The sequence below is a fragment of the Crinalium epipsammum PCC 9333 genome, assembly GCF_000317495.1.
Taxonomy (GTDB): domain Bacteria; phylum Cyanobacteriota; class Cyanobacteriia; order Cyanobacteriales; family PCC-9333; genus Crinalium; species Crinalium epipsammum.
Genome location: NC_019753.1, coordinates 4308685 through 4329600 on the forward strand (window position 1 = coordinate 4308685; position 20916 = coordinate 4329600).

Here is a 20916-nt window from a genome sequence, read left to right on the forward strand (position 1 = left end):
ATTACCTAGCTATATCCGTAAAAATACGTAAGTGTAATCAGCTAGATCGCCTTAATTTCCAATTCATCGGCTAAAGTGAAGATTGTTGTTTTTGGTTAATGGGAGAGTGAGCTTGCCCACTCCTCAGCTTAAACATTTCTATCACTTTATTACAAATTTCTTCAAATTATTGTTCCAGCTTTTGATCTACTAATCAATTATTTATAGATGGAAATGATGCAAATAAAACTTTTTAACTTAGAATGATAAAATTACGATGATTATATGAGCTTCGAGGGTCTGCTGTGATCCGTTCTGCAACTTTAACGCTTCAGCCGACGCTGCCACAGATGGTGGACAGTAATCGCCTAAGGTTATTCTCTGGTTCCGCCAATCTGCAACTGTCTCAGGAAATTGCTCGCTATTTAGGTATGGACTTAGGTCCCATGCTCCGCAAGCGATTTGCAGATGGTGAGCTATACATCCAAATTCAGGAATCAATCCGAGGTTGTGATGTTTATTTGATTCAGCCAACTTGCCAGCCAGTGAACGATCACTTAATGGAGTTGCTGATCATGATCGATGCCTGTCGTCGCGCTTCGGCTCGGCAAATCACGGCTGTCATGCCTTACTATGGATACGCTCGTGCAGATCGTAAGACTGCTGGGCGCGAATCCATCACAGCCAAGTTGGTTGCTAACTTAATTACTCAGGCTGGAGCCGATCGCATTTTAGCAATGGATTTGCATTCTGCTCAGATCCAAGGCTACTTTGATATTCCGTTCGATCATGTCTACGGTTCACCTGTACTAATTAATTACTTAGCCAGCAAGCAACTATCAGATCTAGTGGTGGTTTCACCCGATGTCGGTGGAGTTGCACGAGCGAGAGCATTTGCCAAAAAGCTCAATGATGCTCCTCTAGCAATTGTTGATAAGCGTCGCCAAGCCCATAACGTGGCAGAAGTTATGAATGTAATTGGCGATGTTGCTGGTAAAACAGCCGTTTTAGTAGACGACATGATCGACACTGGTGGCACAATTAGCGAAGCCGCTAGGATATTGCGACAGCAGGGAGCTAGACAAGTTTATGCTTGTGCTACTCATGCCGTTTTCTCTCCACCTGCGATCGAACGTCTATCTAGCGGTGTGTTTGAAGAAGTAATTGTCACAAATACTATTCCAGTTCCCGAAAGCGATCGCTTTGAGCAGCTTACGCTGTTGTCAGTAGCAAACGTATTAGGTGAAACTATCTGGAGAATTCACGAGGATACTTCTGTTAGCAGTATGTTCCGCTAGCCAAAATTAACCAAAAAGGAGTCAGGATTCAGAATGATCGCCTGAATTCTCCTGACTCCTGACTTGTTTAATTTTTGATTTACTAAGAAGTAACAAAACGTTTTTTTAGTGATTCCGCACGACGTTTGGCAGTGTCATTGTCGGGATCATACTTAAGAGCATCTTCATAAGTTTGTAAAGCTTGAGCCGTTAATTTTTTACGCTCGTAAGCGTGAGCAAGATTGTTAATCCCAGTTACATAGTTTGGTTGGGCTTTCAAGGCTTCTTTGTAGTTCCGAATTGCTAAATCGTATTGCTCTTGAGCAAAATAAGCAAAGCCTAACCCGTTGTATGTCAAAGCAAGAATTTCAGGTTCAGGATCTTCAGCTTTTAACGCTTTCTGAAACTGACCAATAGCTTGAGAGTAAAGTTTTTTATCTAGATAAATGCTACCTAACTGATAATAGTCTTCAGGCGCACCTTTTTCATTACTCAGTTGACCTTGTAGCCTAGAAATCGCCATTTCTGTCTGACGAGTTTTGAGAACCTGACGCAGAATTGTAAAACCAGCAATGGCAAGTAAAATAAGTAAAACCGAGAGATAAAGAATGGGAAGAGAACTATCCATAATTTTGTACGATCGCGCTATTGCAGGGGAAGTTAATTTTTGTCTAATTCAAGTCGGATAGATTAAACGTATATTTTGATCTGGTTGGACTAAGATTATAACTTTTTAACTTTACAACGATTTGGGATAAATTTTTGTCAGTTCTGCCAGTCGCCAGCTTAGAGTTTAGGGTAAACCCCAATAATTGGCGCGTTCTTTTAACCAACCTTCAGCTTGCCAACGAGCGATCGCACTATTTACCTGACGGCGTAAAGTATCATACTTCAATCCCTTGGGCATCACTACAGACAATGCTTCAGTTGATAACCGTGAAGGCAGAAGACGATATTGGGGATACTCCTGCACCCAGCCAGCTAATACACTAGCATCAGCAGCAAAGGCAACAACCTGATTAGATTCTAACAGCGATCGCCCTGCTTCATAAGAATCTACTCCCACCAACTGGGCATTCGGTAAATTATATTTTACGTCGGCAATGGTGCTAGAGCCTTTAATTACAGCAATTTTTTGACGAGAGAGATCGTTTATCAGCCTCACATTGGGATTTTTGGTGACAAAAGTAGTGCCATCCAAGTAGTATGAAAAACTCAAGTCAACCAACCGAGATCGGGCTGTTGTTGCTGCTACCCTAGCAATTGTCAAGTCAACTTTATTATTTGTAACAACAGATAAGCGATCGCGATTATTGACTGGTTGCAAAACAACAGCTTCAGAATTACCCAATATTTCTGCTGCCAGACGTTTAGCTAAATCTATTTCTAGTCCCTGCAAATTGCCTGCGGTATTGCGAAAACCTAACGGACGCAAATTATCTTTAACAGCAACTATTAAAGAACCCCGTTGCTTAATTTTTTCTAACTCCGCAGCAGAGGCGCAATTTGAATTAAAACTTAAAAATGAAATAGCTACAAACAGCAGGAACAATAAAGGATGAAGTCTGAAGAGTGAAGTTTTAAATTTCATGCTTCAACCTTCAACCTTCAACCTTTAGCCTTGAGAAGAAGTAGCTAACTGTACCACTTGGGCAAAGCTACCTGGATCAATTACTGCGATTTGCGCCAACATTTTACGGTTAATTTCGATATTGGCTTTTTTCATTTTGCCGATCAATTGGCTATAACTAACGCCTTGCATACGTGCTGCGGCGTTAATACGGGTGATCCACAGGCGACGAAAATCACGCTTGCGTTTTTTGCGATCGCGATAGGCGTTACGCAGCGCCTTCATCACCTGTTGATTGGCAGTCCGATACAATTTTGAATGCGAACCTCGGAAACCCTTGGCAAGCTTGAGAATCTTTTTGCGGTGCTTACGAGCGACATTACCGCGTTTTACCCGTGTCATAGCTAGTTTTTGTTTTTAGTAGTTAACAATGCGCGATCGACCCAATTAGGCAAATCTACAAATAAGGCAGCATGAGGCGTACATTTTCCTCATCTCTTTCATGCACCAGAGCTTTTTGAGACAAACGATTTCTACGTTCAGAACTCTTATGCTCTAAAAGGTGATTTTTAAAGGCTTTACGGCGAAAAATTTTGCCGCTTCCTGTAGCTTTAAAACGCTTCGCCGCAGCCCTGCGGGTTTTTAGTTTAGGCATACACTGGCTTTAATTCGACACAATCTCTTATTTTACTATTATCTGTGTTTTTTAGTCAATTAGTTGATATAGCAGTTAGCGGTTAGCTATTAGCGGTCAGCTTTTTTATGTGAAGCTACTTATACTAAATCCGCTTTGATTACCCGTTTTTTTGATTAAACCGCCAAGACGCAAAGGACGCGAAGAAAGAGAAAGAAGATTTTGGGGGTATTCAACAAAGGATTTTGTATTATCTGCGTTTATCTGCGTCCATCTGCTTGCATCTGCGTTCTAAAAAAATTAGGACTTTTGCAAGAATTATAATACTTCTGATAAAGCTACGACAGAATTAGGAAAGCGACTTTTCAATGCTGGAATTACAGGGCAAGGCTTTTTCTCCTGCAAATTGTCTCCTTGGTTGTGGTTAAATGTATTCCATCTAAAAGGTCCTTTATCTTCTGCTGCCATCCATAGCAGACGCTTGGCGCGTGTCATGGCTACATATAATAAGCGGTATTCTTCGGCACTCTTTAAACGTGCTGCTTGTTGCCAAGCTTCAGTTGCAACTGGAAGTTCAGGCAAATCTTGTGGTTGCAGATATTTACCATGTAGATAAGCCCGAATTTGCGCTCTTGCAACTTCTGCTAGGGTAAATTCTCCCAAAAATTGAGCAGCAGTAGGAACCCAAGGAGAACCAGGAAGGGTATCTTCATGCAAAAAGGGAATGAAGACATAATCCCAGTCTAAGCCTTTAGCTTTGTGCATCGTAATAATAGTGAGTTGACCTTTTCGCAGATAACGACCTTCGCTGTCTTCTGCTTCTACTGGTTCAAACTTTTCTGAGTTGACAATTTCGCTCAGGACAGTTAAGTTTGCGCTCAAGGAACCGTTACCAGCAGTTTGTTTGGCGATTCTTTCTGCTAATTTATCTGCTGTTGCTAGTTCAGATTGATCGTAGTTTAAAGTCAGAGCTAAGAAAGAAATTAGCTGATAATGGGGAAGTTCTAAACGGGCGCGTAAAAGGCTGCGACAATAGCGACCTGCTTGGCGCACCGCAGGTGTTTGGGGTGGATCTAAAGGACCTGGATAGAGGAATTGCTCTGGTAAGCTGGCAAGGGCGTTAAGGTCTTGGGTAGGGATAAGTTGACGCTGTACGAAGACTTCTAATGCTGCTTTGAGATAATCAGGGGAATGGGGACGGTCGAGAAATTGCAGCACTGCGAGAATTTCTGCGGGGACGTGAGAATATAGATTGCTTTGGGCAACGTCGTATACTTCTATACCGTGTTCGCGTTGCAAAAAGTGTAGTTGTTCGGCAATAAAGCTGCCTTGTCGGTTCTCTCGTACTAAAACTGCGGCGTTGCCTTCTGGGTTTTGGGCAAATAATTCAATAACGCGCTTACCAATTAGCTTAACTGTGTCATAAACATCACGCGGTTTGTAAATTTCTAGCCCTCGACCTGTGGGCGCTGGGTTAGCATCTTGTTGAGGGTCATCTAAATTAACGGGGCGAATATTTTGGGGGCTAAAAGGCAGTTCTGATTTAGGATTGGATAATTCTGATCCTATTTGTTCGCCTCCATAACTACGATTAACCCAGTTAAGAACAAAGTTAGCTGCATCAATAATAATTCGAGAACTACGCCCAGCTTGATCCATTGTTGCTAAACGCCCTATTTGGCTGCATTCAGAGCAAAAGGAGCGAAAATAGATCGGGTCTGCTGGGGTGAAGGTAGAGTTAATTGCTTGGTTAGGATCTCCTACTCGTACTAAATTAAGGTTATTTGTATTAGTAATTTCAAATTGTTTTGCGCTTCCTGAGTCGGTGGCGAGAATTTCTAATAATTTGGTTTGCAGGGGAGATGAGTCTTGCGCTTCGTCTTCAAATACGGCAAATACTTGATCTTGCCAAATCTTACGGGCGCTGTCGTTTTCTAGTACTCGTAGTGCTGCGAGGATCATATCATCGTAGTCGATGAAGTCGCGCGATCGCCTAGAGTTTTCATATTGTTCATATAAGCCAGCCGCGATCGCTAATATGCCATAATCATCCGGTGTTTGCTCGCTCATTAACCATAAATCTTGTGGTGTCAAACCAGAACTTTTGGCTTCGCGAATCACTATATTAGCTAGGCTAGGCAGTACTTCTGTCCGCAACACTGATTGTCTTCTCAGCCGTTCTGTTTCTTCTCCATCAAATTGATTACCTTCTAATAAGGCGTTATAACGCCGAGAATTAACAGCAATCCATTGTTCTACACAAGAGCGAATTAAGCGATGATTTTGGTTAGGTGAAATTATTGTAGCTGTATCTAAGTTTAAAGCTGATAAATCTGGATATCTGCTGGCAATATTTAGTGCTAAACCGTGTAATGTATGAACAGCAAATCCTGTTTGTGGTAGTGATAACTCTCGTAGAGACTGACGAATTTTGGCTTTAATATTAGCAGCAGCAGAACGGGTAAAAGTAACAATAATTAGTTGTTTACGAGTATTTAATTGGTAACGTGCGATCGCAATTGCCGCAGCTACCGCCATCCCTGTAGACTTACCAGCGCCAGGAACCGCAGAAACGGCTAATGATCCTCCTTGCCAATCAGCCATGCTTTGTTGCCCTGGACGTAGGTTATTACGGAGGCGTTGTATTGCTTGCTGTCGGAGATTTGCGATCGCACTTTGATTCGATGGCGATACTGTTTCAGTTGTGCTAGTGACTAAAGATCCCTTACTATCGGGACTTGTAAACGGATGATCTGGTGTGTCTGACATTTTTCTTTTAACACGAAAGCGAGGGGTGAGCAGTAAATTATTAATTCCCCTATAAAGGTAACTACAATTAGCTAACAATGACTATTTTTTTAGTAGCAATAATATGGATACAAGCGAGAAACGCTTACGACATTATTTAATGCTATTAGGGATAATTATCCTGGGAGTAGCTTTACGGTTTTGGCATCTTGATTTTAAACCTTTATGGTTGGATGAGGTAATTACAGCTTTAGTTACTCTGGGAAATGGCTATGATGATGTTCCCAAGTTAGAGTTGTTTGGTGTTGAGCAATTACAGCAGCTATTTACGCTGAAAAAAGAAGTTAGTTGTGCTGTAGTTATTCAGACGTTAATTAATCAGTCTACTCATCCGCCGATATTTTTTTGCTTACTAAACAGTTGGTTAAGCTTACTTAAGCCTAATTTTAATACTGTGAGTTGGGCAATGCGATCGCTTCCTGCTTTATTTGGAGTATGTGCGATCGCTGTTGTATACTTCCTCAATGGTATCGCTTTCTCTCCCACCGCAGGACTAATCGGGGCTGCAATTATGGCAGTCTCTCCCTTTGGAGTTTACCTTTCCCAAGAAGCGCGTCATTATACCTTAGCAATATTACTAATTAGCCTAGCACTACTAGCACTCATCAAAATCCAACAAGACATTTATCAACAATTACCACCACGACCTTTAATCTGGATAATGTGGGGTATTTTTAACAGCATTAGTTGTTACATCCACTATTTTTGTATTTTATCCTTAGTTGCTCAAATATTCACACTAACCTTACTGTTTTATTTGCAACGTCATACAATTGCTTCCCAGAGACAAATAAAAGTTGCTACCTTAACAATTATCGGCATCTGCTTGAGCTATTTACCTTGGTTCCCAATACTAATTAAACATTTTGGTCAACCTGAAACAAACTGGCTTGTACCTCCACAAAATATAACTCCATTTTACCAAATTGTAATTAATTGGTTACTAATGGTTATTTCGTTACCAGTAGAAGAACAACAGATATGGATCAAGATTCCATCTGCTTTGCTAACACTACTATTTGCTATCTGGTTTGGCTGGCAAGTTATCCAAGGATTACACAAACTTTGTCAGCAACCAGCAACTCAACCAAGTGTTATTACGCTGGGTAGTTTCATTATCGGTGTGCTGTTAGAATTTATCTTAATTAGTTATCTTTTGAAAAAGGATATTACTGCTGTACCTCGTTATCACTTTGTCTACTTTCCAGCAATATGTGCTTTATTCGCAGCTAGTATCGCCATCAATATTAAACAACCAACCAGTATTTTTTTACCTAACCATCATTTATTTTTAATTATTGTATTAGTTGGTTGCATTAGTTCTATTTTAGTAGGATTTAACATAATTTATCAAAAACCCTATAAACCAGAACAAGTTGCCCAAAACCTGAATATTAAACAACCTATTCCATTAATGGTTGTCGCTGAATATAGTGACTCTCAGGATTTAGCTCTAGAGTTAAGTTTTATGTCAGCATTAAGCAATATTAGGGTAAATGATTTGGTAAACAACACAGATATATCGTTTGCGTTTTTACCTAAGACTCCAGTACGTGAAGTATTTTGGCAAAACCTTTCCCAATTGCCAATCACAACAACATCAAATCTGGCTTTGTGGGTCTTTAGTAATAGGATAAAAGCATTGTTTTACCCTAAAGAAGTTATAATTGAAGAGAATATTTCTTGCGGAGTTGACTCTAACCATTCATATATGAATAAAACTTTTTATCAGCTTTATAAATGCCAGAAATAATTAACAATTATACCAACCGCCACCGCGCTTGACATGAGATTTATTGCTCTGGATCACAATTTTTTTTATCGCAGATGTGAGCAGATATTCATGTCGGGCGGATGCCCGAAACGCACACTTTCGCAGATGAAATGCCAAGATTTAAGCAAGCAACTTCCTCTTTTAACTACTTTCGACATTGGTAGCGTTTAGGAGTATGGCAGAAAATATACCGCTACTAAAAGCCTATCCGAAAATATCTGCGTTTATCTGCGTTTATCTGCGGTTAAAATCTCTTAAAAGGACTTTTCCGATCGGCTCTAAGATGTTCAGGCTTAAGCAGACATAGGATATGTAGTTTAGCTAATCCTCAAAACGGTCATAATAATGTAACAGTAGGCTTGGTCTACTATAAAGTTTCTTAGACGAGAAAACGCTTTGTCTCAAAAAACTAACGATTACCAACTCATCAGTAACCTGACACCAGAGGAGAAACGTATTGCTACTCGCTTTAACCGACAATATCGGGGTGAAGCGTTAGAACTCCCTGAAGATCTAAAAACTTTACCGATTTATCGAGATTGGGTGACAGGAAATCTCGCTGCCAAAATTGCTTCTCCTTTCTGGGAAATACAACAACCTCAAAAAAATCAGCACTGTTTGGATATCGGCTGTGGTGTGAGCTTTCTCATCTATCCCTGGCGCGAATGGGGAGCTTTCTTTTCGGGTCAAGATATTAGTTCAGTAGCACGAGATGCCTTAATCAGTCGCGGTCCTCAACTGAACTCGAAGTTGTTCAAGGGTGTTGAATTAGGCGCTGCCCGTCAGTTACGTTATGATGATGCCCAATTCGATTTCGCGATCGCTACAGGTTGGAGTTGCTATTACTCCCTGGATTACTGGCAAGATGTGATCAAGGAAGTCAAGCGGGTACTCAAACCTCATAGTTCTTTTGTTTTTGATGTGCTTAACCCTGAAAAGCCGCTTGCGTTAGACTGGGCGGTATTAGAAACAGAGTTGGGTGCAGAAGTATTTTTAGAGCCTCTAGCAGACTGGGAAAAACTTATTAAGTCTGCTGGAGGCAAGATCAATAAACAATTGTCAGGAGAGTTATTTGAGCTATATAAAGTAACTTTTTGAAGTTTCTAATATGGGCAAGATTAAAGCAGGAATAGTTATGTGCGCTCAGATTAACCAAAATTTCGTTTTGGGCGGATTACAACCTTACCTAATACCAATTTTTTAAATGAATAATAATCAGCTACCTTGGCAGCAGCAAGATATAATTTGCCACAGTCAATACTTATTGCGAAGTTTTCAGCATTGGACAGGGCGATCGCTCATCGACATCTCAGGTTCTACTATAGAGCAAGCAGAAGGTTTATTTAAAGCCAATTTTGTCCTTGTTTCTCATGGAACAGAAGCAGATCCCATTTTTAACTATGCTAATCAAATAGCTTTAGAACTTTGGCAAATGACCTGGAATGATTTTACCCGTTTGCCTTCTCGTTTAAGTGCTGAACCAGTTGAACAAAGGGAACGCGAGCGCTTGTTAGCAGAAACTATAAATCAAGGTTTTTCTCACTACCAAGGTGTGCGAATTAGTCGCACAGGAAACCGTTTTTTTATAAAAAATGGCATCATTTGGAATGTTTTAAATGAAGATAATCAAATATGCGGTCAAGCTGCCGTTTTTTCTGATTATACACCCGTTTAAAAGATGAGATAACTTGTTATCAAGCTCTTAGCGTAGCGCAACGAATGCAAAAATATGAATATTGGGTTTCACTTCGTTCTATCCAACCTACTCTAATGGTAAATCTTGAAGCGAACATGAGCTAAGATCTGCGCCTTGAGCGATGGAAAACAAAACTTCCCTGACTTTTTTAAAGCCTCAAACTCCATTTTTCCGGTAATTGATAATTGATAATTGTTAATTGATAATTGATTTATTCATCAATTTGCCAAATATCCTTATTTGTATCTTCATCCAAAATGTTTTTTGGACGCAAAATCAATATCAAACGTCCTAACAAGGGAATATTGGGTTCGTCTGGGAACCACTGAATTTGTAGCTGCCCAGATTGCTCTACAAAAAAGTAGCTGTTGCCATCCCACTCTTGCTGAGAACGATCAATTAATAAGAGGGTTTCTTGGCTTTTCGCAGTAGCTTGGTTAGGCAATTGATTATTGTTACAGAGTATAGCTACTGGGTCTTCTGTTTTCAATACAAGTTGCCAGCCTGGTATAGATACCCAAGCACTATTTGCAGATGCTCGAACTGTCTGAAAAGCACCTTGAGGTTGTATCTGCTTGGCTTGTTGGAACTCTGCTACTGTGATAGGTAGCTGACCAGCTAAGGGTATCAGGCGAGGTAGTTCTTCTTCTGCTTCTAGTCGATAAATGGGTAAAGAAGGAGCAGGACGCTGAGATGTGATGGTAAATTCAGTTAGTAGTTGCTCAATTTGTTGCCTTGCAGTTTGGCTATGAGCAAACATTAAACCACGAGCAATTAAACGCGATCGCTCTTGTAAATCACTTTGCTGTTTCGCTAATCTCCAATAACTATAAGCTACCGCATCCCCTGGATGATTAGTAAAACCTTGAGGTAATTGTGAAAACCTGGAATAGTCTTTAACAGCTTTAGCAACCTCTTTTGCTGCTTCTGAGTTTAAATTTCTAGAATGTAAGAATTCAGCAGTTGTAGCTCGTTCTGCCTGGTTTAAAATACGCAATTCATACAAACTATCACTACCAATGCGCCCGTAGTGCGATCGCACTTCCTCAGACACACCCATATTAAGCATTGAGTTATAAACTTGCGCTGCTACAATAATTTGATTTTGCTGGATTGGCTCAAATCCAGTAGCTTCAAAAATCGCTTGTGTATTATAGCCGAGTTTTTGTAACTTAGCGCAAGCCTGTCCCCATACTACCCAATTGCCTTCTTTTCGTCGCAGCAAGCGCAGCAAATCTTCAGGATTTTCTGTAGTTTCGGCAGATTGAAGGCTAGGATCAGGAAGGTTAGATGGTGTTTCAGTCATGGGGGTGTTAAAGGGAGGAGGGAGGAGAGAGGGTATCTAAATATTAATTATGATCAACGCTACTAAGTGGCGATTGCACATTTTTAAATGTATCCTGTTCAGGACATCCTTATTTATAGGAAAGTTACCGCGTGCGTAGGCGTAGCCCGTCGTAGACATCGCCAATCGTGACAAAAGCTCAAAATTCCTGATCTCCTACTATGGATGCGAAATGTAAATAAGAGTCAACTAACAAATCGCGAAGTTCTCAAACATTTTTCCTCCCGATAGAGAGCAAAGGATTTAGAACCACACTATAACTTAACCTATTTGAGCTTCACTACAGATATGATTCTTAATCAATGACCATCACCGCTAAAAACTTGCGTAGGCGGAGCAGCGTCGTAAACATCGCCTGAACCTGTCCAGTATATATAAACTTTTTGTCCTGATTTACCCCAAGGAGTATGTTTTATTATTATGAACAATGCTATTCCAGATCTTGATAGTATCACCCGTCAGTTAATGAGCCTCAATCGACCCAAAAAACCTAAGATGCTCGTCGTAGACGATGAACCAGATAATCTGGATCTGCTCTACCGTACTTTCCGCAGAGAATTTAATGTTCTCAAAGCTGAAAGTGGTGTCCACGCCTTGCAATTACTAGCGACTGAAGGCGAAGTTGCTGTAATTATCTCCGATCAACGGATGCCAGAAATGAAGGGAACAGAGTTTTTGAGCAAGACAGTCCCCGAATTTCCAGATACCGTGCGGATTATTCTCACAGGATTTACTGATGTCGAAGATTTGGTCGATGCGATTAATTCTGGACAAGTATATAAATACATTACTAAGCCTTGGGACCCTAACGAGCTTAAAGGCGTAGTCCAACGTGCAGCAGAAACTTACGATTTGCTCAAGCAAAGAACAGAGGAACTAGATCGGGCGCAAGCACAAACAAATTTGTTAGCAACAATTGTTACTGTCGCTCAGGAATCGTCGAATGTCGCAGATACTCTATCACCCATTGCTACTGCGTTTGGGGAGAGTTTCGCCACAGATGGTTGCATTTTACAACTTGTAGAGGAAAATAACTTAACAACAGCCAAAGCTGAGTACAGTATTGATAGTGTAATAGTAAATAATCTAGAAAAAGACCCAATAGTACAACGTGCGATCGCCTCAAAAAATCTTCAAGCTTGGGTAAGCGGTACCGAACCTGAACTAGCAGAATACCAAGCAACAGACCTCAAAGCACATCTAGTTGTGCCAATAGTTTATCGTAGTCAAGTGCTGGCAATTCTCTCGCTCCAGTGGAAGCAACCTGCTAAACTCCGAGAAGATGAACTAAAACTAATTCACCTATCCGCCCAGCAAGTCGCCTTAGCACTTACCAGCACTCGACATTATCAATAGCACCACCCAAAGGGCAAGTAAAAATCATACTCCCTCCCTTTTATCAGGGGAGGCTGGTTATTTGATTGCTTGCTGGCAAGGCGATGCACCTCTAAATCTAAATCATGCTCCCTCCCCCTTATAAGGGGAGGGTTGGGGTGGGGTAAAACACGGAATACGTGCCACAAGTCAATTGCTTTACTTTCCCACTTGAGGATGGGTGTTTTAGCTATCACCAAATAGAATTAAAGAAGGCTGAAAAACTAAAACATTATTCGGAAGTCAAAATCGAGCAATTAGACAAAGCCTAAGATTTTGCCTTCTCACTCATCAAGACTGGCGACTGAATTGAATCTCAATACTCTTTGGCTTTACATTACCCCTCCTGTAGCTGGTGCTGTCATTGGCTATTTCACCAACGATATAGCCATCAAAATGTTGTTTCGCCCTTATCGAGCAATTTACTTTGCTGGGCGAAAACTCCCCTTCACCCCAGGTTTGATCCCTAGCAACCAAGAACGGTTGGCAAAGCGGATATCTGACACAATCATGGGGTCGTTGCTAACACCAGAAGAGTTACAAAAATTAGCACGGCGTTTGCTGCAAACTGAGCGAGTTCAGGGAGCAATTATGTGGCTACTGAAACTGGCGTTAGAACAAGTCCAAGTTGATAAAGAGCAGAAAACAGCTAAAATTCTCGCTGCTATACTTCGAGATTTACTTGGTCAATCTCTAGCACGATTATTAAAAGTATTATCCCGTCGCTCAGATTTTTTAGAAAGCCAGCTTAACCAGATTTTTGACCAAATTTTGCTGGAATTCCAACTAAATGACGACCAAGCGCGGAAACTTTCTGAATGGCTACTAGAGGTAGTGTTGCCACCAAACGTAATACGGCAGGCTATAATAGACTTCCTCACAGACCGTAATATTCAAGTAATTGATGAAGGGTTTAGGGAAAAAAGCAGTGGGACTTATTGGGTAGTTGCCAACTTATTAGGTTTGCGTAATAGCCTAACGCGCTTGCGGACTTTTTGCCTAGATGAAAAAGAAGCAAGCAATGCCCGTATTGAGGAATTAATTACATCACTACGGATGCAAGAGCGGTTGCAGGAATGGATGCAAAATCTTTCCTTGCAAAATTTACCCATTTCCACAGTGCGGCAACTGCGTAAGACAATGCGTGACACTGTTCGCACTTTTATTCAAGAACGTGGTAGTGATTGGTTAGAAACTTTAAGCGAATCTTTAGATTGGGAAAATATTGCTAAATTAATTCTCACGCGCCTGCGTACATCTCCTGCTGTTAGTTCCTCGCTAGAGCTAATAAGTCAGGAACTAGCTTTAGTTCTAGAGCGATATTTAGAGCAAGACTTAGAAAAAATTGTTGCACAGATCATTCCGATTTTAAATATTGATCAGGTAATCATTGATAGAGTTAAAGCAACTTCACCTGCGGATCTGGAAAACGCTATTCAAGGTATTGTGAAAAGTGAGTTACAAGGCATTGTTAATTTAGGGGGAGTATTAGGTTTGGTAGTAGGATTGATGCAGACTATTATTTTATTAATCAAGTAGAATTTGCCACACTTGAAACAACTTGAAGGATAAAAAGATGGTCTGGAGATGGCTGAGTACTGTAGGTATAGCTGTTGTCAAGGCGGCAAACTTTGTTGTCCCCCATAGCAGGTATATAACTGATACAAATCTAGACATACCTGAAAACTCTGCTTTGGCGGAGCAAAAAGAGGAAATACATCTAGCACAGCTAAAGCTGTATTACCTACAAAACCAAGAAAATATAGACTGGAAGGCAGAACAAGCGCAACTTAGCGATGAACTCGCAAATGAATTGCAAGCATTTATTCAGTTCGCCAAAGTTGTAAGTTTAGACCAACAGTTCGATTTTCTATCTTGGAGATTAGAACAAGAAAAAGCTATTCAGTTAGAAATAATAGAACTAAACCATCAACGGCAACGGCAACTCGTCATTGAACAACGGCAAATATCTCTCAAAATAGTTGAGGATCAAAAACAACTAGAAAATTTAGCTATCTGGTTAATTGCATCAGATATTCTTAAGTCAGAATCTGACGCTAACATTATACCATTGCGAGTTTTCTTAGCTCCCCCAAAATTTCAGTTTGAGCAATTTTCTCACGCTAATGATGATACTAATATTTTTCCCAATATTGAATTAACTTTAGCCGAAGGTTTGCGACAATTTTTTAGAAACTATTCTCAAGAAGGCAAAACGGTAGACTTTTTAGCTGGTGCTTGGGTAAGCAAGTCTTTTCACAGTGAAGCTAGTATTAAGGCGCTATTTAGTGTGCTGAAATCTGAGCCAACGTTAGTTTTAGAATCAGAAGTAGATGGCGACTATCTCAATTTTAGAATTGCCTACTGGGGCTTGAATTGGTCAAAATATCGCTATGACCCCATTATCTCTAGACTACCTTATCGAGAAATTTTATATGAATCTGCTAAAAATCGTGCCAGGAAGTGGAGAGAAATTAGGGCAAAACTAATAGCAACTGGAGTCAGCGAGTCGGAAGCCGATCAAACTTATGGAAAAGATAACATCAAAAATTGGGAAACTTTGCAGTTAGAGGAACAACTTCAACAAGGTGGTATTCCGACTAAAGAGTTAGCAGTTAAATATTTTATCAATAAAAAAGATGTTGAAGAACTAGGTCAAATTTTAAGCATTTGCCACTGTTTATTTGCTGGATTGATAGCAGACGAATATTTTCTATTTCAACACAATTCCCCCCCCTTATTGCCGAGTTTACTACCTGATTTGACTGAAAATGTACCTGATCAAGCAGTAGCACATAATCTGATTGAAGCAGTAGTTTGGTATTTTCAAAAAATTTATCAAACCTTAAAAAGTACCAGAGCAAGTTTAATGCCAGAATTAGCTTTAGATTTAGCGATAAGTTTTGTTGAATTGCCGAATAAATCTTGGGCAATAAATCAAATAGTTTACTCGATTAAATCTTGGTTTCAACTGCGTGAATTACCTCAACTTGATGGTGTAGGAGTAATGGATCTGCCCCTGCCATCTCTCTTAGACGTATTGGAATCAGTTGTAATGATTACAGACAAAGAATATGTAGAAAAACTGAATCAATGTTTGGTTGCAGTGGGGAATGATAGACAAATTAATGTGATGGATGCTTGCTATAAACGAGGGATAAGTTTGGTTCGCAATAAAAATTACAAAGTTGCTATTTTAAACTTTAATCAGCTAATTCAGATAAATTTTAACTCTGCTGAAGTTTACTATAATCGTGGAATTGCGTATGCAGAATTGGGGGAATATCATCAAGCAATTGAGGATTACACCAAGGCAATAGAGATGAATCAACAATGGGCAGATCTCTATAATTATCGAGGTAATGCGTATTATAAATTAGAAAATTATGGAATGGCTATGGCAGATTACGATCGCGCTATCAATATTTTACAGTTGTCTGTAGGTAATATAACAGAAAATTTCCTAGATGATGATGAGGGCATTTTTGATTTTGATGTCGATTCTAATGAGCAGATGTTGGCTAGTGGCATTAGTAATAACAGTATCAATCCACTACCCTATTTTATAGATGACGAGCGCCAAGTTTATTCCCTAGCTCTCGGCTCGGATGAGGAAAATTTAATTATTGATACTGGAAGTAGTGAGGAAAATATTAAGGCTAATATTTGGCGGTTATTTTAATGAGAAGCGGTTGGGTTAATAGTTGACTAATAAGCTATAACTATTGATTTACGCTCAATAGATTTAGAGCCTATCGGTAAAAGTTCTTTTAAGAGTATTTAACCGCAGATATAGCGCGTCAGCGCTTGCCGCAGGCTACGCAGATAAACGCAGATGATATATAAAATCTCCCCTCTCTCCTCAATTATAAATCTGTCTCTTGATATAACTCTTGTAAATTTTGCTGCTGCGTGCGACGGGAAACGCGCCGATATTTCTTAGTTTCCAACTTCGGTTCTAGCTGGCTTTTACCGCCTTTTGTTTTCATCTTTAAGGTAGATTCAGGATTACCTTGTTGATGCAAATGAGCTTGAGTAACGATCGCTTCTTCTAAAAAATCTAAATAATGCTCGTACCTCTCCCAGTCTCCTCGTACCACACAGTTAGGTTCATCTCGATGCAAACAGTCGTTAAACTGGCATCTCTGTGTTGCTAAACGCTGCTGTGCTTCAGGGAAATAATCAGCTAACTCTTCTGGAGTACAATCAATATCCGGTTGATTAAAACCAGGAGTATCTGCTAGTAAACCACCGCCTGGTAATTCAAATAATTCAACGTGCCGTGTGGTATGTCGCCCTCTGCTGAGTTTTCCAGAAACTTCCCCAACTCTGGTATTAATATCAGGAATTAAATAATTAATTAAGCTTGATTTACCTACTCCAGAAGGTCCAGCAAACACAGTAATTTTATTGGCAAGCTGGTTGTAAAGTTGCTCTAAACCTGTGTGGGCGTATGCGCTAATTAATAAAGATTGATAGCCCCATTCATGTAAGCGATCGCGCCATTGTTGTTGCTCTAATTGTGTCACCAAATCACTTTTATTCAGGCACAAACAAACGTCTATACCCGTTAATTCCGCCTTCACCAAAAATCTACTTAGCTGGTAAGGTTCTATTGGTGGGTCAGCTAAGGCAAAAACCAATAAAATTTGGTCAGTGTTAGCAATTGGGGGACGATCAAGCTGGGTTTGACGCGGCAGTACTTGAGCGATCGCACCTCTACCGCCAGCCCAATCCGGTTCCTCAATCTCCACGCGATCGCCAACTATTACCTGCTGACCAATTTTTTTGAGCCGCGCCCTACGAGTACACAACAGGAAATATCCAAAAGCAGAATTTTCCCTTGCTTGATTAGCGTCATCTGTTTCTGGTATCCGATCTTGGTTAGCATCTAAGCGAACTTGATAATAATTTGCTTGGACTGCTACCACAGTTCCTAACAGTTGATTTGCTGGATCTTTTGTGACACTCATGCTAAATCGGCTGGTCGGCGCACTTTGAGCGCAAAAAATCCAGTACAATCTGCGATCTCTTCAATTTTATAACCTTCCATCACCAAGCTGTCAGGAACCTGCTCAATCGGTTCACCTGGATCTAACCATACTTCTAACAAAGATCCAGGTGTCATTTGCTCTAGGCGCAGTTTTGTACGGACAAAATTTATGGGGCAAGGAGTACCCCGAAGATCGAGTTTTGCCTCCGGTATGCCAGAAGTCGTTGAAGCGGTGGTACTACTCATCCGCGAAACAGTCCTCCTAAGAATCCTTCTAAGCCACCTTTACCAGTGCGATCGCCCTTAATTTTAGCTAACTTTTCCAGTAGTTCCCGCTCTTCTGGCGTAACTTTAGTAGGAATGTCAATTAAAACTGTAATCAAAAAATCTCCACGGCTCACCGGATTTCCTAATTTCGGTACACCGTGATTTTCCATCGTCAGCACTGTATTCGGCTGTGTTCCTGCTGGAATTATCAATTCTTTGGGGCCATCCACCGTATTTATTTCTAAGCTACAGCCTAAAATTGCTTGCAAATAACTGATTTTAATTTCTGAGGTGATATTAATTCCATCCCGATGGAACTCCAGATCTTCCTCAATAAACAAATAAACGTATAAATCTCCAGGTGGGCCACCACGAAGACCAGCATCTCCTTCTTTAGAAACCCGCAGCCGAGTGCCATTATCTACCCCTGCTGGAATCGTAATTTTGAGTTTCTTAGTTTCTTGTTTCCGCCCCAAGCCATTACAAGTTTCGCACTTCTCTTCAACCACCTGTCCGTCACCATTACAGGTAGGACAAACAGAAACTTGGGTGAAACTCCCAAAAGGTGTTCTAGTAGCGCGACGGACTTGACCACTACCGCTACAAGTCGAACAGGCGCGAGCTTTTGTACCTGGTTTAGCACCTGAACCACTACAGGTAGCACAGTTTTCTAGATGGGGAATCCGAATTTCTTTTTCGCCGCCAAAAATACCTTCGCGGAATTCTAGCTTCAAATCCAGTCTTAAGTCATCGCCTCGACTTGGACCGTTACGTCTTCTTGATGTTTGCCCCGCATTACCAGTAAAGCCAGTGAAAAAGCTTTCAAAGATATCGGCAAATCCGCCCATATCTCCCATATCTTGGAAGCCTGCGCCAGCAGCAGAGGATACACCAGCTTCGCCAAAACGATCAAATCTGGAACGCATTTCTGGCTCTGAAAGCACTTCATACGCCCGATTTATTTCTTTAAATTTCTCATCAGCCCCTGGTTCGGAATTGACATCAGGGTGATATTTGCGGGCAAGGCGGCGGTAAGCACGCTTAATTTCTTCTTTGTCGGCGTCACGAGAGATACCAAGAATTTCGTAATAATCGCGGGCCATATTAGGGCGTTAGTAGTTAGGGTTAAAGGAAATGTGAATAGTCGAGGCTTAAGTGTTAAGTTTTGAGTCTAATTCCAAACTTAACACGCTCTTAGTCTACTGTCTCATAGTCAGCAGTTACAGTTTCATCTTCATCAACATCATTTATATCTAATGTTGCATCTTTCTCTGGTGTTGATTCTACAGCTTTGCCGACGCTACTTCTACCAGGCTTTTTAGGCACATTGAAATCTGTTGTTGGGGTTTGGTTAGCTTGCTGATACACAGATGTTCCCATCGCCAATACGGTTTCTTGGAATAGCTCTAACTTTTCTTTAATATCCTCAACTCGTGCTGATGGGTTGTTGAGTGCTAAACGCAGTTGTTTTGCTTTTTGATCAGCTTGTGATTTAATGTCTGCACTGATCAAATGCCCATTTTCTTTTAAGGTCGATTCATAGCTATAGAACAAGCCGTCTGCCTGATTTTTCAGTTCAATTACTTGTATACGGCGCTTGTCTTCTTCAGCATAAAGTTCTGCCTCTTTTCTCATCTGTTCAACTTCCACCGCACTCAAGCCACCAGTATTGGTGATGCAGATACTTTGCTCTCTACCTGTGCCTTTGTCTTGAGCAGAGATTTTTAGAATGCCGTTAGCATCAATTTCAAAAGCTACTTCAATTTGGGGAATGCCACGCGGTGCAGGTGGCAGACCTGTTAGAAGGAATTTCCCCAAACTTTTATTGTCTTTGACCAATGCCCGTTCACCTTGCAAGGCATGAATTTCTACTGATGTTTGTCCATCGGTGGCAGTGGAAAATATTTGCGATTTGCTGGTGGGAATGGTAGTGTTGCGCTCAATTACTTTGGTAAAAACTTCGCCTAATGTTTCGATTCCCAAAGAAAGAGGGGTGACATCTAATAGCAGTACATCCTTGACTTCGCCACCTAAGACACCACCTTGAATAGCTGCTCCTAGAGCTACTGCCTCATCGGGATTCACTGAACGGTCTGGTTCCCTGTCACCAAAAAAAGTTTTAATTGCTTTTTGGACAGCCGGAATCCGCGTTGAACCACCTACTAAAATAATCCGAGCTATATTATTTGGTTGGATATCAGCGTCTTTAAGGGCTTGGGTGACTGGTTCTATAGTTGCTTCTACAAGATCATTTGTCAGTTCTTCAAACTTGGAGCGTGATAATTCCATCTCCAGATGTTTGGGTCCCTTGTCGTCGGCTGTAATAAACGGCAGGTTGATTGAAGTTGTCACCATGTTGGATAATTCAATTTTTGCCTTTTCTGCCGCTTCACGTAGCCGTTGGAGAGCCATTTTATCTGCTGCTAGGTCAATGCCTTCCGCAGCTTGGAAGGCATCAATCATCCAAACTGCGATCGCATTATCAAAGTCATCTCCGCCCAAATGGTTGTTTCCAGATGTGGCTTTGACTTCAAATACACCATCCCCCAATTGCAGTACTGATACGTCGAATGTGCCGCCACCTAAGTCAAAAACTAATATGCACTGGTCTTCATCCTGCTTTTCAAGACCATAAGCAAGGGCGGCGGCTGTCGGTTCGTTGACAATTCGCAATACTTCGAGACCCGCGATCGTTCCAGCATCTTTTGTTGCCTGCCTTTGGGCATCTGTAAAGTATGCTGGTACGGTGATTACCGCCTGGGTTACGGTTTCGCCTAAAAAGTGTTCTGCATCCTGCTTCAATTTTTTCAGCGTCATTGCTGAAATTTCTTGAGGGGTAAATTTTTGCCCTCTAATTTCAACATCGACAGTATCATCCCGACCTTTGACGCAGGTGTATGGCACTCGCGCCCGTTCGCTTTCCGTGTCACCCCACCTACGCCCAATAAAGCGTTTAATGCTATAAACTGTGTTTTCGGCGTTGGTAACAGACTGTCGCTTGGCTAACTGACCTACCAAGCGATCGCCTGCCTTGCCAAATCCCACAATACTGGGAGTCGTGCGCCCACCTTCTGAGCTAGAAATTACGATGGGTTGACCTGCTTCTAAAACAGCAACACAACTATTAGTCGTACCCAGGTCGATTCCAATGACTTTTCCCATAGGGTTTCGGCAGTAATGGTGTGGAAAGTTGAATTTG

18 protein-coding genes are annotated in these 20916 nt (G+C 41.0%); 7 read left to right on the forward strand and 11 right to left on the reverse strand.

Annotated elements, in window-relative coordinates:
- Window positions 1–284 precede the first annotated feature (284 nt).
- On the forward strand, window positions 285–1277 hold the full coding sequence (locus tag CRI9333_RS18680) for a ribose-phosphate pyrophosphokinase (protein ID WP_015204731.1): 993 nt from the start codon (window positions 285–287) through the stop codon (window positions 1275–1277).
- Window positions 1278–1359: 82 nt separating this feature from the next.
- Here the strand turns inward: CRI9333_RS18680 and CRI9333_RS18685 are convergent, their stop codons facing one another.
- The 5 genes from CRI9333_RS18685 to CRI9333_RS18705 all read right to left on the reverse strand — a co-directional run bounded on the left by CRI9333_RS18685 (window position 1360) and on the right by CRI9333_RS18705 (window position 6229).
- Window positions 1360–1884, reverse strand: a complete 525-nt coding sequence (locus CRI9333_RS18685) for a tetratricopeptide repeat protein (protein WP_015204732.1) — start codon at window positions 1882–1884, stop codon at window positions 1360–1362.
- A gap of 165 nt (window positions 1885–2049) precedes the next feature.
- Window positions 2050–2847, reverse strand: a complete 798-nt coding sequence (locus CRI9333_RS18690) for a transporter substrate-binding domain-containing protein (RefSeq protein WP_015204733.1) — start codon at window positions 2845–2847, stop codon at window positions 2050–2052.
- A 24-nt stretch (window positions 2848–2871) separates the two neighbouring features.
- Window positions 2872–3228, reverse strand: a complete 357-nt coding sequence (gene rplT, locus CRI9333_RS18695; protein ID WP_015204734.1) for a 50S ribosomal protein L20 — start codon at window positions 3226–3228, stop codon at window positions 2872–2874.
- 55 nt (window positions 3229–3283) lie between these two features.
- A complete protein-coding gene (gene rpmI, locus CRI9333_RS18700) occupies window positions 3284–3481 on the reverse strand; it encodes a 50S ribosomal protein L35 (RefSeq protein ID WP_015204735.1) in 198 nt (65 codons plus the stop codon).
- Window positions 3482–3778: 297 nt separating this feature from the next.
- Window positions 3779–6229, reverse strand: a complete 2451-nt coding sequence (locus CRI9333_RS18705; RefSeq protein WP_015204736.1) for an ATP-dependent helicase — start codon at window positions 6227–6229, stop codon at window positions 3779–3781.
- 103 nt (window positions 6230–6332) lie between these two features.
- On the opposite strand from CRI9333_RS18705, the gene CRI9333_RS18710 reads away from it, so the two are divergent.
- From CRI9333_RS18710 to CRI9333_RS18720, 3 genes are all read left to right on the forward strand, one after another.
- On the forward strand, window positions 6333–8021 hold the full coding sequence (locus CRI9333_RS18710; protein ID WP_015204737.1) for a glycosyltransferase family 39 protein: 1689 nt from the start codon (window positions 6333–6335) through the stop codon (window positions 8019–8021).
- A gap of 417 nt (window positions 8022–8438) precedes the next feature.
- Window positions 8439–9140: a class I SAM-dependent methyltransferase gene (locus tag CRI9333_RS18715; RefSeq protein ID WP_015204738.1), complete on the forward strand. Its 702-nt coding sequence runs from the start codon at window positions 8439–8441 to the stop codon at window positions 9138–9140.
- Window positions 9141–9246: 106 nt separating this feature from the next.
- Entirely contained in the window at window positions 9247–9717 is a 471-nt protein-coding gene (locus CRI9333_RS18720; RefSeq protein WP_015204739.1) for an MEKHLA domain-containing protein, read from the forward strand.
- Window positions 9718–9949: 232 nt separating this feature from the next.
- Here CRI9333_RS18720 and CRI9333_RS18725 read toward each other — a convergent pair whose 3' ends face one another.
- On the reverse strand, window positions 9950–11044 hold the full coding sequence (locus CRI9333_RS18725) for a RuBisCO accumulation factor 1 (protein ID WP_015204740.1): 1095 nt from the start codon (window positions 11042–11044) through the stop codon (window positions 9950–9952).
- 338 nt (window positions 11045–11382) lie between these two features.
- Window positions 11383–11511 carry a hypothetical protein gene (locus CRI9333_RS28170; RefSeq protein WP_269667459.1) on the reverse strand — a complete coding sequence of 43 codons (129 nt, stop codon included), beginning with the start codon at window positions 11509–11511 and terminating at the stop codon, window positions 11383–11385.
- On the opposite strand from CRI9333_RS28170, the gene CRI9333_RS18730 reads away from it, so the two are divergent.
- The 3 genes from CRI9333_RS18730 to CRI9333_RS25135 all read left to right on the forward strand — a co-directional run bounded on the left by CRI9333_RS18730 (window position 11504) and on the right by CRI9333_RS25135 (window position 16139).
- Window positions 11504–12439: a response regulator gene (locus CRI9333_RS18730; protein WP_015204741.1), complete on the forward strand. Its 936-nt coding sequence runs from the start codon at window positions 11504–11506 to the stop codon at window positions 12437–12439. The two genes, CRI9333_RS28170 and CRI9333_RS18730, sit on opposite strands and share 8 nt — an antisense overlap.
- A 294-nt stretch (window positions 12440–12733) precedes the next feature.
- Window positions 12734–13996 (forward strand): DUF445 domain-containing protein, encoded by a 1263-nt coding sequence (locus CRI9333_RS18735; protein WP_015204742.1) that lies wholly within the window; start codon window positions 12734–12736, stop codon window positions 13994–13996.
- 37 nt (window positions 13997–14033) lie between these two features.
- On the forward strand, window positions 14034–16139 hold the full coding sequence (locus CRI9333_RS25135) for a tetratricopeptide repeat protein (RefSeq protein WP_015204743.1): 2106 nt from the start codon (window positions 14034–14036) through the stop codon (window positions 16137–16139).
- 184 nt (window positions 16140–16323) lie between these two features.
- Here CRI9333_RS25135 and rsgA read toward each other — a convergent pair whose 3' ends face one another.
- From rsgA to dnaK, 4 genes are all read right to left on the reverse strand, one after another.
- Window positions 16324–17430 (reverse strand): small ribosomal subunit biogenesis GTPase RsgA, encoded by a 1107-nt coding sequence (rsgA, locus tag CRI9333_RS18745; protein WP_015204744.1) that lies wholly within the window; start codon window positions 17428–17430, stop codon window positions 16324–16326.
- Window positions 17427–17696 (reverse strand): sulfurtransferase TusA family protein, encoded by a 270-nt coding sequence (locus CRI9333_RS18750; RefSeq protein ID WP_015204745.1) that lies wholly within the window; start codon window positions 17694–17696, stop codon window positions 17427–17429. Before CRI9333_RS18750 ends, rsgA begins: the two co-directional genes overlap by 4 nt.
- Window positions 17693–18820: a molecular chaperone DnaJ gene (gene dnaJ, locus CRI9333_RS18755; protein ID WP_015204746.1), complete on the reverse strand. Its 1128-nt coding sequence runs from the start codon at window positions 18818–18820 to the stop codon at window positions 17693–17695. The genes CRI9333_RS18750 and dnaJ overlap by 4 nt, the downstream gene beginning before the upstream one ends.
- A gap of 91 nt (window positions 18821–18911) precedes the next feature.
- Window positions 18912–20879, reverse strand: a complete 1968-nt coding sequence (gene dnaK / locus CRI9333_RS18760) for a molecular chaperone DnaK (protein WP_015204747.1) — start codon at window positions 20877–20879, stop codon at window positions 18912–18914.
- Window positions 20880–20916 lie beyond the last annotated feature (37 nt).